Annotated in this window: 11 protein-coding genes; 9 read left to right on the plus strand and 2 right to left on the minus strand. The window is 68.6% G+C overall.

Annotation, left to right across the window (positions count from 1 at the left end):
- Positions 1-60: 60 nt before the first annotated feature.
- Both QP609_RS12575 and QP609_RS12580 read left to right on the plus strand, forming a co-directional pair.
- The gene (locus QP609_RS12575; protein WP_014647503.1) at positions 61-495 is read left to right on the plus strand and encodes a glyoxalase/bleomycin resistance/dioxygenase family protein; all 435 of its coding nucleotides are present in this window, start codon (positions 61-63) and stop codon (positions 493-495) included.
- A gap of 165 nt (positions 496-660) precedes the next feature.
- The gene (locus tag QP609_RS12580) at positions 661-1,365 is read left to right on the plus strand and encodes an AraC family transcriptional regulator (protein WP_169410356.1); all 705 of its coding nucleotides are present in this window, start codon (positions 661-663) and stop codon (positions 1,363-1,365) included.
- A gap of 9 nt (positions 1,366-1,374) precedes the next feature.
- Here the strand turns inward: QP609_RS12580 and QP609_RS12585 are convergent, their stop codons facing one another.
- Positions 1,375-2,265 carry a sterol desaturase family protein gene (locus QP609_RS12585; protein WP_046431202.1) on the minus strand — a complete coding sequence of 297 codons (891 nt, stop codon included), beginning with the start codon at positions 2,263-2,265 and terminating at the stop codon, positions 1,375-1,377.
- Positions 2,266-2,442: 177 nt separating this feature from the next.
- Here QP609_RS12585 and QP609_RS12590 point away from each other — a divergent pair, with 177 nt between their 5' ends.
- The 7 genes from QP609_RS12590 (at position 2,443) to QP609_RS12620 (ending at position 11,093) form a co-directional block, all read left to right on the plus strand.
- Positions 2,443-3,348, plus strand: coding sequence for a LysR family transcriptional regulator (locus QP609_RS12590; protein WP_041864222.1), 906 nt, complete (start codon positions 2,443-2,445; stop codon positions 3,346-3,348).
- Positions 3,349-3,440: 92 nt separating this feature from the next.
- Entirely contained in the window at positions 3,441-4,091 is a 651-nt protein-coding gene (locus QP609_RS12595; protein ID WP_053496081.1) for a DsbA family protein, read from the plus strand.
- 36 nt (positions 4,092-4,127) lie between these two features.
- A complete protein-coding gene (locus tag QP609_RS12600) occupies positions 4,128-5,135 on the plus strand; it encodes a cyclase family protein (protein ID WP_049418880.1) in 1,008 nt (335 codons plus the stop codon).
- A gap of 219 nt (positions 5,136-5,354) precedes the next feature.
- Positions 5,355-5,969 carry a translesion DNA synthesis-associated protein ImuA gene (gene imuA, locus QP609_RS12605; protein ID WP_014647509.1) on the plus strand — a complete coding sequence of 205 codons (615 nt, stop codon included), beginning with the start codon at positions 5,355-5,357 and terminating at the stop codon, positions 5,967-5,969.
- 9 nt (positions 5,970-5,978) lie between these two features.
- Entirely contained in the window at positions 5,979-7,388 is a 1,410-nt protein-coding gene (locus tag QP609_RS12610) for a DNA polymerase Y family protein (protein ID WP_046431214.1), read from the plus strand.
- A gap of 6 nt (positions 7,389-7,394) precedes the next feature.
- On the plus strand, positions 7,395-10,505 hold the full coding sequence (locus QP609_RS12615; RefSeq protein WP_197621125.1) for an error-prone DNA polymerase: 3,111 nt from the start codon (positions 7,395-7,397) through the stop codon (positions 10,503-10,505).
- Between the two features lie 81 nt (positions 10,506-10,586).
- Positions 10,587-11,093, plus strand: a complete 507-nt coding sequence (locus QP609_RS12620; RefSeq protein ID WP_032957269.1) for a hypothetical protein — start codon at positions 10,587-10,589, stop codon at positions 11,091-11,093.
- 91 nt (positions 11,094-11,184) lie between these two features.
- Here QP609_RS12620 and ptsJ read toward each other — a convergent pair whose 3' ends face one another.
- On the minus strand, positions 11,185-12,471 hold the full coding sequence (gene ptsJ / locus QP609_RS12625) for a transcriptional regulator PtsJ (RefSeq protein WP_046431219.1): 1,287 nt from the start codon (positions 12,469-12,471) through the stop codon (positions 11,185-11,187).
- Positions 12,472-12,497: the final 26 nt, after the last annotated feature.

Below are 12,497 nucleotides of genomic sequence, written 5' to 3' on the forward strand. Positions count from 1 at the left end.
GTCATCAGCGCGCCGCGCGAGGCTGCTGATAATGGAGATCCCTGGCCACGAATCGAGCCCATGACCGTACATCGCGACTTCGATCATCTCTGGCGCGACCGCTGTGACACCTCCAGCCAGCGCGCACCGCGCGTGCTGATCCGGGTGTTCGTGGCCCCGGGCGAGCTGGAGCGCAGCGTGGCGTTCTACGAGCAGTTGCAGGGCGTGGTAGCCGATGCAGGGTTCCCGTTCCCGGAAGCCGGGCTGCGCCTGGCGATGGTCGGCGCCTTCCTGCTGATCGAAGGCAGCCAGGCGGCACTGGCACCGTTCACCTCGACCACGGGGACACTGCTGGTCGATGACGTTCGGCCCTATCACGACAAACTGGTCGCCGCCGGCGCCGAGATCATCTTCCCGCTGCAGGTAGTCCCGACCGGGGCGGCGTTCAATGCGGTGCATCCCGATGGCACCGTGGTTGAATACGTGCATCACCGGCCGGATCCGCACGGGCGCTGAGGGGGCGCACGGCCGGGCGGCGCCCGGCACCCGCGGTAGGCAACCTCAGAAGCAACAGCCGAAGCAAAAGCGGGCTTCCTGTGGGTTGGCGGGGTAGGGCCGGTTGCGTTGACGCCGTGAATCCGTCTGTCGAAATAATCGATTTCGATTGAGATTCATCCACGCATGGTGTGGATCTACAATCCCTCAATGTCCTCCCCCGCCCTGCCCTGGAATGGCACGTTGCTGCTGGATGCTCACGTGGCCGTGCTGCAGGGTCATGCCGGTGACAGCGCCGCGCACGCGCACTACGCCCATCAACTGCTGCTCAGCGACGGCGCAGCCTGGCAGGTCGAGGTCGATGGCGTGCAGCAGCAAGGCCAGCGGCTGTGGCTGCCATCATTCCAGCCGCACGCGATCCTGTTAGCGCCAGAAGCAGGCTGCACGGTGTTTCTTGAGCCGACGCATGCCAATCCCGCACAGATCCAGCAATACCTGCACGCACTGCCGGGCAACGCGCTGGAACTGCACGGCTGGCTGCCACGGCTGAGCCGCCCGCAACCGCTGGACCGCCGCGTGCAGGCGGCATTGGCCCGTATCGCCCAGCACCTGCCCGGCCCGGTGCCGGCCGCCGATATCGCCGGGGCGGCGCACCTGTCGACCAGCCAGCTGCACCGGCGTTTCCAGTCTGATCTGGCGGTGACCCTGCGCGGCTGGGTGCTGTGGCAGCGGCTGCGCCGCGCACTCATGCATCATCTGCACGGGCACACCCTGACCGACAGTGCGCATGCCGCTGGATTCGCCGATCTGGCCCATCTGTCGCGCAGCCTGCGCCGCATGTTCGGTATCGGTGCCGCGCAGCTGCAGGGCCTGCAGCTTCAAGCGGCCTGACACGGCCCATCATCCGCGCCTGCGCAGACCTTCCGGCAGCTCCGGCACCTCGCCATGCGGCAGTTCGCGGAACGGCGCCAGCAGCTGTCCCGGATAATCGCGCGGATAGTCCGGTTGGCTGCCGATGCCGAGGTCGCGCTGCTGCAGCCGATAGCCCGGCGCATCGAAGGCGGTCCCCAGCAGGTGATCCCAGACGGTCAGGAACAGGCCGAAGTTGACGTCGCCAGCGTTGCCGTAACGCATGTGGTGGAAGCGGTGCAGCGGTGCCCACGCCATCACCCGGCCCAGCAGGCCCGGGCGCATGTCCACGTTGGAGTGCTGCAGCAGCAGCTGGATGGCAATGGCGAAGGCCAGCACCGCAGCCACCGGCATCGGCAGGCCCAACAGCAGCAGCGGCAGTACGCCGCCCACTGCTTCGGCCGCCTGGTGCAGCGGATGCTTCATCAAGCCGTTGAAGCCGTACATGCGGGTGACGCTGTGATGCACCGCGTGCAACCGCCACAGCCAGCCGATGCGATGGCTGGCGTAGTGCACCAGGGTAATGCCAAGGTCGGCGCAGACGATGGCCAGCAGTACCTGCAGAACGAACGGCCACTGCAGCGGCCACAGCTGCCACGGAAGGAGCGCTGCCAGCAGCGGCACCGCAGCGATCGACAGCAGGTTCAGGCTTTCGTTGACCAGTGCATGCAGGGTGTCACGCAGACTGTCGCCGTGGTCGTGGTTGAACGCGGGGTCATACGGCCAGGCACGTTCGGCAGCGAACGAAACTGCGATGGCGACCGCCAGCAAGGCCAGCAGCCATAGCGGATCGCCATGGAGGTGGCCGACCCAGACGACGGCGGCGGCAACGAAACCGAGCAGGAACAACGGGGCATACAGGCGGAGGATCCAGTGTTTCATGGGCAACCCGGAACGTGAGGGGCCTGCATGCTGGCGCGGCACGACGGTTGCGCGCTTGAACAAACGGCGCAACCCGCCCCGCCTCGGTGGATATCCCCCCTTTGGCCGACACCGCGTTTCCCCCACCCACGGACGGCGTGGATCTACAATGGCGCCCTCATCGCGCCCGGTACCGGCATGGATTCCTTCAACCTGATGCGCGCCTTCCGCCGCATCGTCGAACGCGGCGGGCTGGCCCGCGCTGCCGAAGACCTGGGCATGTCGCCGGCCGGGCTGAGCAAGCAGTTGCGCGCGCTGGAAACGCACCTGGGCGTGGTGCTGCTGCAGCGGACCACGCGGCGCATGAGCCTGACCGAGACCGGCCACGCCTATTACCGCGAATGCTGCCGCCTGCTCGACGAATTGGACGCATTGGAACGTGGCATCGCCGAACAGCGTGGCGAGGTGGCCGGGCGCCTGCGTGTCAATGCACCGCAGTCGTTCGCACTGAGCACGCTGTCGCCGCTGCTGCCACGCTTCCTTCAACAGCATCCACAGCTGTCGCTGGACCTGGTGATGGAAGATCGCCTGCTTGATGCGGTCGGTGAGGGTTTCGATGTGTCGTTGCGGCTGCGTGCCGAGCTGGACGACTCGCGACTGGTGGCGCGCCGGCTTGCCTCGCTGCAACAGGTGCTGTGCGCTGCCCCGTCCTACCTGCGGCAGCGTCCAGCACCGCAGTCGGTGGACGATCTGCAGGTGCACAGTGTGCTGGCCTACAGCCTGTCCGACTCCCCCGGCAGCTGGCCGCTGCTCGGCCCGGATGGGCAGGTGACCATCACCCTGCCGGCACGCGTCACCGTCAACAACAGCCTGCTGCTGCGCGACCTGCTGGTGGCCGGCATGGGCATCGGCGCCCTGCCCTCGTTCCTGGCGGCACCAGCGCTGGCCCGTGGCGAACTCCAACAGGTGCTGCCCGACCACCGCTATCCGCCACGCTTCGTGCATGCGGTCTATCCCACGTCGCGCCACCTGCAACCCAAGGTGCGTGCCTTCATCGATTTCCTGCACGCCGAGCTGCCCCGCTGCGCCGGCCTGGATTCGTAACCGCCAGCGAAAACTGAGCTGCCCACGGCGCGCTGTTTCGGCCCCGCCGCGCTGCCTAATCTGCCGCCTCCCCTCTCACCGATGGCAGGCAGATGTCTCCCGTTCCTTCCCCCGCCACCGCCGCGCCGGTGGTCGACTTCTTCCACGACGTGGTCTGCGGCTGGTGCTTCGTGCTGGCCCCGCGCCTGCAGCAGGTCTCGGCCGAACTCGGCATCCAGGTGCGCCATCGCAGCTTCGTGCTGCAGGACTCGCGCGCGCAGATGGTCGAGGTGTTCGGCTCGATGGAGCGCGCCAAGGCGATCATCCTGCGCCACTGGACCGACTGCGCCGCGCATGAAGACAGCGCGCGCATCGATATCGAAGGCATGCGCGCACAGGACTTCGAATATCCCTCCGGCTGGCTCGGCGCACTGGCCTGCCAGGCCGCAGGGTTGATCGGCGGCAATGATGCCCATGGCGCAATGTTCGACGCGGTGCAATGGGCGCACCTGCACCAGCACCGCAACATCGGCGACGCCGAAGTGCTGCTGGATATCGCCGAATCACTGGGCCATCCCCGTGGTGCCTTCGCTGACCACATGCGCAGCGACGCAGTACGCCAGCACGTGCAGGCCGATCGTGCCGACGCCGCTGCCCTCGGCATCCGCTCCATTCCCACCGTGATCGGCGGCAACGGCCTGCGCCTGCAGACCCTGCCGCTGCCGCAACTGCGCCAGGCCCTGGCGCCCCTGGTCGCGGCCTGAGCCGCACCCTCCCCCACCCTGCAAGGAGATTCCCCCATGACCCCACGTATCCTGGCCAGCGCGCTGGCCCTGCTGCTGGCCGGCACCGCGGCGTCCACCACCGTGTCCGCGCACGAACGCGTTCCCTCCGGCCAGCAGGTCGGCACCAGCCCCTGGGGGCCGAAGGACGAGATCGGCCGGCTCAACCTGATCACCGAAGCCTCGCGTGCGGCGATCCTGTCGCGGGTCAGCGGCGGCAAGGCCTATGACCTGGCCACCGACTACTACGTCGGCATGCCCAGCTGGCAGGACGCCGGCGACCCGCACTACCAGTTCTGGATGACCCACACCCCGCGCGGCACGGTGATGGATGATCCGATGGGCGTGGGCGAGAGCATGAACCTCACCCGCAGCTACACCGGCACCGCGTTCTCGATGTACAGCCACACCGGCACCCACATCGATGCGCTGAACCACTTCGGCATCCACGGAAAGATCTGGAACGGCTTCGAGGCCGACAAGCATCTCGGCGATCGTGGCTGGAATGTCACCGGCATCGAGAAATTCCCGCCGCTGATCGCGCGTGGCGTACTGATCGACGTGGCCGCCGCCAAGGGCGTGGACATGCTGCCGGACAGCTACCGCGTCACCCGCCAGGACCTGAAGGATGCGCTGGCACGCCAGCGGGTGAAGCTGCAGCAGGGCGATGTGGTGCTGATCCGTACCGGCCGCATGCGCCTGTTCGAACAGCCCAAGGCCTACATGGCCAACCCGCCGGGCATGGGCCTGGACGCGGCGCGCTTCCTGGTTGAGGACAGCGGCGCGATGATCGTCGGCGCCGACAACCTGAGCTTCGAGACCTTCCCCTCGGAGGTGGCCGACGACTACGTGCCGCTGCACACCTACCTGCTGGCCCAGCAGGGCGCGCCGATCATCGAACTGGTGGCGCTGGATGAACTGGCCCGCGACAAGGTTTACGAGTTCGCCTTCATCGGCGGCCCGCTGAAGATCCGCGGCGGCGATGCCGCGCCGCTGCGCCCGGTCGCGCTGCCGGTCCGCCCGTAACCGGGCCCTGTGGGTGCCGACCTGGCTCGGCACTCCTTTCCCACTTCAGCAACCTGAAACCCGGCCCGCCAATTTCATTAGTAATTCTACTCACAAGACGAGTAGCATGTCTGGTCTCAGCCCCTGATACCAGCCCGCCGATACTCGCTCCATGCCTGTCGTTTCCGCCCGTTCCTGCCGATTCCAGCCCGCCCGGCGCCTCCCTTGGAGGACCGGCTGATGGGCGCCGTCGTCGCCCTCGACCGGCTGCTGGACGGCCGCCAGTTGTGGCGCGGCCCGGCCCGCCAGGGGCCGGCCAGCGACCACCTGGCCAGCGGCCACCCGGCGCTGGACGCACGCCTGCCCGGCGGCGGCTGGCCGGCCAGCGGGCTGTGCGAGGTGCTGCAGGCGGCGCCGGGCGTTGGCGAACTGGCACTGGTCTGGCCGGCGCTGGCCAGGCTGAGCCAGCGCGACCGCCCGATCGTGCTGGTCGCCCCACCCTATCGCCCGCATGCCCCGGCCTGGGCCGCGGCCGGGCTGGATCTGGCCCAGCTGCAGATCATCCACGCTGCGCCGAAGCAGGCGCTGTGGGCGGCCGAACAATGCCTGCGCTCTGCCGCCTGCGCGGCGGTGCTGTGCTGGCCGCACCAGGCCGACGATCGCGCCCTGCGCCGGCTGCAGGTCGCCGCCGACAGCGGCCAGTGCCTGGGCTTCGTGTTCCGCGAGGCGCAGGCAGCGCGCAACCCCTCCCCGGCCAGCCTGCGCCTGCAGCTCGACCACGGCCAGGTAAGGGTGCTGAAGTGCCGTGGCGGCCTGCCACCCGCGCAGCCGTTGCCACTGGCCATCACCCACTGAGGCCGCGCCATGCACTGGGCCTGCCTGTTGTTGCCGCAGCTGGCGCTGGACAGCGTGCTGCGCCTGCAGCCGGACCCCCAGCGGCCACTGGTGCTGCTGCAGGGCCCAGCGCAGCGCCGCGTGCTGCGTGCGGTCAGCCCGGCCGCGCGCGCAGCAGGGCTGCGCCCGGGCATGCTGCTGTCGGCCGCGCAGGTGCTGGTGCAGGACATGCACCTGCACGACTACGACCCTGACGCGGAACAGCACACCCGGCAGCTGCTGGCCAGCTGGGCCTACGCCTACAGCTCGCAGGTCAGCCTCGATTTCCCGCATGCACTGGTGCTGGAAATCGGCGCCAGCCGTGCCCTGTTCGGTGACTGGCTGACGATCGAAAAGCGCCTGCGCAACGAACTGCATGAACTCGGTTTCCGCCACCGCCTGGTGGCCGCCCCCACGGCACATGCCGCGCGCGTGCTGGCCAACGTCCACGACGGCCTCGGCATCGATGCGCAGCAGCTGCCAGCGGCACTGGCGCAGCTACCCTTGCCGCGCTGCGGCCTGCCCAGCGACGCGGTGACCGTGCTCGGCCGTTCCGGCCTGCGCACGCTGGGTGCGGTGCTCGAGCTGCCGCGTGACAGCCTGGCCCGGCGCTTCGCACCGGAGGTACTGCAGCAGCTGGATGCACTGCGCGGCCTGCCCACCGCGCCGCTGCGCTACTACCAGCCACCGGACCGTTTCGATGCGCGCATCGAATTCGAATACGAGATCGAATCCAGCCAGGCCCTGCTGTTCCCGCTGCGCCGCCTGCTGCTGGACCTGGCCGCCTTCCTGTGTTCGCGCGATGGCGGCGTGCAGCGCTTCGACCTGCATTTCGAGCACGACCTGCTGCCGGCCAGCGTGCTGACCATCGGCCTGCTGGCCCCCGAACGCGATCCTGCGCTGCTGTTCGAGATCGCACGCAACCGCATGGAAGCGTTCGCCCTGCCGGCCGGCAGCCGCGCACTGCGCCTGCAGGCCGAGCAGCTGCCACCGTTCGTGCCCGCCGCGCGTGACCTGTTCGATACCCGGCCGGCGCAGGCGATGCCCTGGAACCAGCTGCGCGAGCGCCTGCGTGCGCGGCTGGGTGATGACGCCGTGCAGCCGCTGGCGGTGCAGGCCGACCATCGCCCCGAACGCGCCAGTGGCACCCAGCCACCGGCCAAGCCCCCGTCGTACTGGCCACTGCGCCCCGGCTGGTTGCTGGACACCCCACAACCGTTGCGTGACCCGCGCCTGCGCATCGTCGCCGGGCCGGAGCGGATCGAATCGGGCTGGTGGGACCAGGCCGACGCACGCCGCGACTACTACGTGGTGGAAACCGCACACGGCCAGCGCGGCTGGGCCTTCCGTGAGCGCAACGATCCGCATGCGCCGTGGATGCTGCACGGCTGGTTCGGCTGAGCCGCCATGCACAGCGAACTGCCCGGCTACGCCGAACTGCACTGCCTGTCGGCCTTCAGTTTCCAGCGCGGTGCTTCGATCGCCGAAGAACTGTTCGCGCGCGCCGCTGGCCAGGGTTACCGGGCACTGGCGATCACCGACGAATGCTCGCTGGCCGGCATTGTGCGCGCTTGGCAGGCGGCGAAGGCGCATGGCGTGGCGCTGATCGTCGGCGCCGAATTCCAGGTCGAGGACGGCCCGAAGCTGGCCCTGCTGTGCACCGACCAGGCCGCCTATGCCGGGCTCTGCCAGTTGATCACCACCTGCCGGCGGCGCGCAGCCAAGGGCGAGTACCGCTGCCTGCGCAAGGACCTGCTCGGCCTGCCCGACGGCCTGCTGTGCCTGTGGCTGGACCGGCAACCGGCCGCCACCGACCTGGAACTGCTGCGCGCCGGCTTCAATGATCGGCTGTGGTTGGCGGTGGAGCTGCACCACGAACACGACGACGCACGCCGCCTGCAGCAGCTGCAGGCCTTCGGCCAACGCCACCGCCTGCCGCTGGTCGCCAGTGGCGACGTGCACATGCACGTGCGCCGCCGCCGCGCCCTGCAGGACACCCTGACCGCGATCCGCCACCGCTGCAGCGTGGCCGAGGCTGGCTGGCGCCTGTTCCCCAACGGCGAGCGCCATCTGCGTCCGCGCACCGCGCTGGCCCAACTGTATCCGCCCGAATTGCTGGCCGAGACCCTGCGCATCGCCGAGCGCTGCCACTTCACCCTGGAACAGCTGCAGTACACCTACCCACGCGAGCTGGTGCCCGAGGGGCATGACCCGGACAGCTGGCTGCGCGTGCTGGTCGAGCGTGGCATCCCCTGGCGCTGGAAAGGCGGCATCGAACCGAAACAACGCGAGCAGATCGAACACGAACTGGCGTTGATCAAGCAGAAGAACTACGCCTCGTACTTCCTCACCGTGCAGGACATCGTGCGCTTCGCGCGCAGCCAGGACATCCTCTGCCAGGGCCGCGGCTCGGCGGCCAACTCCGCGGTGTGCTTCGTGCTGGGCGTGACCGAGATCGACCCGGCACGCAGCAACCTGCTGTTCGAGCGCTTCATCTCCGCCGAGCGCGACGAGCCACCGGATATCGACATCGATTTCGAGCACGAGCGCCGCGAGGAAGTGCTGCAGTACGTGTTCAAGCGCTATGGCCGCGAGCGCGCCGCACTGACCGCGGTGGCAATCAGCTACCGTGGCCGCAGCGCGATCCGCGACGTGGCGCGTGCACTTGGCCTGCCGATGGACCAGGTCAACGAACTGGGCGCGGCGATGGACCACTGGGGCGGCAACATCCCATTGCCGGAAACCCTGCGCGAGCGCGGTTTCGATCCGGACACGCCCTTGATGCGGCGCCTGCTGGCGCTGACCGCCGAGCTGATCGACTTCCCGCGCCACCTGTCGCAGCACCCCGGCGGTTTCGTGATTTCCGAACATCCCCTGTCGACCCTGGTGCCGGTGGAAAACGCGGCGATGGCCGACCGCACCGTCATCCAATGGGACAAGGACGATCTGGATGCCACCGGCCTGATGAAGGTCGACTGCCTGGCGCTGGGCATGCTTACCGCCATCCGCAAGTGCCTGGCCATGCTGAAACAGCATGGCCTGCATGAAGGACGCATGGATGCGATCCCGCCCAAGGATGCAAAGACCTTCGACATGATCTGCGCCGCCGACACCATCGGCGTGTTCCAGATCGAATCGCGCGCACAGATGGCGATGCTGCCGCGCATGCAGCCACGCACGTTCTATGACCTGGTGATCGAGGTGGCGATCGTGCGCCCTGGCCCGATCCAGGGCGACATGGTGCACCCCTATCTGGAGCGGCGCCGGATCCTGCGCGAACAGGGACCGGGCGCGTTGAACGACCCGGACAACCCGCTCTACCCACCGCAGCTGGAACGCGTGTTCGCACGCACGCTGGGCGTGCCATTGTTCCAGGAACAGGTGATGCAGCTGGCGGTCGAAGCAGCCGGTTACACGCCTGGCCAGGCCGATGCCCTGCGCCGTTCGATGGCGGCCTGGAAACGCCGTGGCGGCTTGGAACCGCATCGTGAAAAACTGCTGGCAGGCATGTTGAAAAACGGCTTCAGCCGCGAATACGGTGAGCACCTGTTCGAGCAGATCAAGGGGTTCGGTGATTACGGTTTCCCGGAAAGCCACGCCGCCAGCTTCGCCCTGCTGACCTATAACAGCTGCTGGCTGAAATGCCACCACCCGGCCGCATTCACTGCCAGCCTGATCAACAGCCAGCCACTGGGTTTCTACAGCCCCGACCAGCTGCTGCAGGACGCGCGCCGGCATGGCATCCGCGTGCTTCCCGTGGACGTGCGCCACAGCGACTGGGACTGCACGCTGGATTTCAGCAGGGGCGCGGCCGCGATCCGGCTCGGCCTGCGCCTCGTCGACGGCTGCAATGAAGCGGCTGTACAGGCCATCATGCGCGAACGTGCACGGCGCCCGTTCGACGATGTGGGCGACCTGTGCCAGCGCACCGCACTGGATCGCCGCCAGCAGGGCCTGCTGGCCGATGCCGGTGCGCTGCGCGGGCTCAGCGGCCATCGCCATCGTGCACGCTGGGATATCTCCGGCGTGGAGAACCGGCTGCCGCTGTTCGACCAGGCCCGCGCCACCGCTGAAGCACGCGTGCCGCTGCCCCTGCCCAGCGCCTGGGAGGACATGCAGGCCGATTACCGCAGCATCGGCACCACCCTCGGCCGCCACCCGATCTCGTTCCTGCGCACGCAGCTGCGCAGCCGCGGCTGCCTGGATGCCGCGCAGCTTGCGGGCCACGGCCATGGCCGTCGCGTGCGCATCGCCGGCCTGGTCCGCATGCGCCAGCGCCCGCAGACCGCCAGTGGCGTTACCTTCCTCACCCTTGAAGACGAGACCGGCATGGTCAATGCCGTGGTCTGGCGGCACCTGGCCGATCGCCAGCACCGGGTCCTGGTCGATACTCGGCTGATGCAGATCGACGGCCGCCTGGAACGCGTCGATGGCGTGCAGCATGTCATCGTGCAGCGCATGCACTGCCTGGATGAACTGTTGCAGGGGTTGCGCAGCCACAGCCGCGATTTCCATTGACGATACACAGCGTCACACAATGAACTGGCCATCGGTCGCCCGCATCCGCTATCGTCGCTGCATCCAAGGAAGGACGACACGATGCCGCGCGCACTGCTGCTGACCACGCTGGTGGTCTCCACACTCGCCCTGCTGGTTTCCGGCTGGACCGCCTGGAGCCTGCATCGCAGCCAATCGCCACAGCGCATCATCGAAGCGCGCGGGCTGATCATCCACGATGGCACGGGCCAACCCCGGGTGATCCTAGGCGCGCCGGTGCCCGACCCTCTCAGCCGGGGCCGTATCCAGGGGCCGCGCGCCACCGCCCTGTCCGGCCTGATCCTGCTCGGCCCGGATGGCTCCGAACGCGGGGGCTATGGCACCAGCGATCGCGGCGGTGAAGCCGTGCTGACCCTGGACGATGCCAATGGCACCACGGAAGTGTTCAAGGTGGTGGCCAACCCGGACCGTGGTGCCAGCCTGATGGTCAAGCACCAGAACAACACCGGCGCCATGCTCACCTCATGGCAGGGCAAGCCGGAACTGATGTTCGTCGATGACAGCGGCCAGTCCTACTACGTGCGCCCGGGCGCCAACGCCGCGCCCTGATCTGCTTCTGTAGCGTCGAGCCATGCTCGACTGCTTCTACCAACAGCAGCCGAGCATGGCTCGGCTCTGCAACGTCGAGCATCGCTCGACGCTACAGACCGCACACCGCCGCCAGGTCGTCAGCCAGCGGCCGCAGTTGCGCCGCGCCCAGCGCCGCGCAGGTGATGCGCAGGCCATGTGCCGGCGCCGCCACCGCGAACACCTCGCCAGCGCGCACATGCCATCCGCGCGCGGCCAGCGCCAGCACCTGCGGATGGCTGTCGCCCGGCAACGGCAGCCACAGGTTCAATCCCTCCATCGGCAGCGGCGTCGGCACGCCACGCGCGCGCAGCAGTTCCTGCAGCGACTGCAGGCGCTGCTGGTAACGCTCGCCTGCCGAGGCGATCTTCGCCCGCTGCGTTGACGACGCCAGCACCGAGGTTGCCGCGTCCTGCAGCAGGTGACTGACCCAGCCGATACCGGATGCCAATCGCAGCCGCAACCGCATCGCGGTTTCTTCATCGCAGGCCAGCCAGGCCAGCCGCAGGTCGGGGCCGAGCGGTTTGGACAACGAACGCAGCAGCGCCCAGCGCCGCCCATCCAGCGGCAGTACCGAGTGATAGGCCTGCTGCGAGAGCAGCGCATAGTGATCGTCGATCAGCACTGCTACCTGCGGGTACGCCGCCAACAACTGCCGCAACGCCCGCGCCCGCTTCGCATCCAGGCTGGCCCCGGTCGGATTGTGCGCCCGGGGGGTGAGCAGCACCGCACGTGCACCAGCCTCCAGCGCCTGCCGCAGCGATTCGACCTGCATGCCCTGGGCATCCACCGCCACCGGCAACGGCGCATGACCCGACGCATTGAGCACATTGAGGCTGCCGAGGAAGCATGGATCCTCCACCGCGATGCGATCACCCGGCAGCAGCCACGCCGCCAGCAGGCGCTCGATGCCATCGACGGCGCCATGGGTCAGCTCCAGCGCATATCCCTCGGGGCAATCCGCATCCAGCGAGGCGCGTGCCAGCGCCTGCAACCTCGTGTCGACCGTACCCACGCCATACAGCCGCGGCGCCGCCGGGGTCAGGCGCAGGTTCGGCAGCAGGCGCGGATCCGGGTTGCCACCGGCCAGGTCCTGCAGCGCCAGCCCCGGGGTGCTGCCCTCGCGCGCCAGCGGCGGCGGCAGGCCACGCACCACCGTGCCGCGGCGGCCCGCCGTGCTGGCCAGTCCCGCCGCATCCAGGCGCTTGTAGGCAGCAGCCACGGTGTTGCGGTTCACGCCCAGCTGCTCGGCCAGTTCACGCACCGGCGGCAGCACGCTACCGGCCGGCAGGCGACCCTTGCCGATGCCGTCGCGGATGCTGTCGAAGATCGACTCGGCGCTGTGCCCGGTGATTTTCATTTTGTCCTATGCCAAAATATCTCTTG

Origin of the sequence: Stenotrophomonas sp. 8(2023) (genome assembly GCF_030345295.1) — a bacterium.
GTDB lineage: Bacteria > Pseudomonadota > Gammaproteobacteria > Xanthomonadales > Xanthomonadaceae > Stenotrophomonas > Stenotrophomonas muris.

Excerpts from the sequence above, each read along its gene's own strand:
- QP609_RS12615 (WP_197621125.1), top strand. The coding sequence starts at position 7,395 with ATGCACAGCGAACTGCCCGGCTACGCCGAACTGCACTGCCTGTCGGCC.
- QP609_RS12575 (WP_014647503.1), top strand. The coding sequence starts at position 61 with ATGACCGTACATCGCGACTTCGATCATCTCTGGCGCGACCGCTGTGAC.
- QP609_RS12600 (WP_049418880.1), top strand. The coding sequence starts at position 4,128 with ATGACCCCACGTATCCTGGCCAGCGCGCTGGCCCTGCTGCTGGCCGGC.
- QP609_RS12590 (WP_041864222.1), top strand. The coding sequence starts at position 2,443 with ATGGATTCCTTCAACCTGATGCGCGCCTTCCGCCGCATCGTCGAACGC.
- ptsJ (WP_046431219.1), bottom strand. The coding sequence starts at position 12,471 with ATGAAAATCACCGGGCACAGCGCCGAGTCGATCTTCGACAGCATCCGC.
- QP609_RS12595 (WP_053496081.1), top strand. The coding sequence starts at position 3,441 with ATGTCTCCCGTTCCTTCCCCCGCCACCGCCGCGCCGGTGGTCGACTTC.
- QP609_RS12585 (WP_046431202.1), bottom strand. The coding sequence starts at position 2,265 with ATGAAACACTGGATCCTCCGCCTGTATGCCCCGTTGTTCCTGCTCGGT.
- QP609_RS12620 (WP_032957269.1), top strand. The coding sequence starts at position 10,587 with ATGCCGCGCGCACTGCTGCTGACCACGCTGGTGGTCTCCACACTCGCC.
- QP609_RS12610 (WP_046431214.1), top strand. The coding sequence starts at position 5,979 with ATGCACTGGGCCTGCCTGTTGTTGCCGCAGCTGGCGCTGGACAGCGTG.
- imuA (WP_014647509.1), top strand. The coding sequence starts at position 5,355 with ATGGGCGCCGTCGTCGCCCTCGACCGGCTGCTGGACGGCCGCCAGTTG.
- QP609_RS12580 (WP_169410356.1), top strand. The coding sequence starts at position 661 with ATGGTGTGGATCTACAATCCCTCAATGTCCTCCCCCGCCCTGCCCTGG.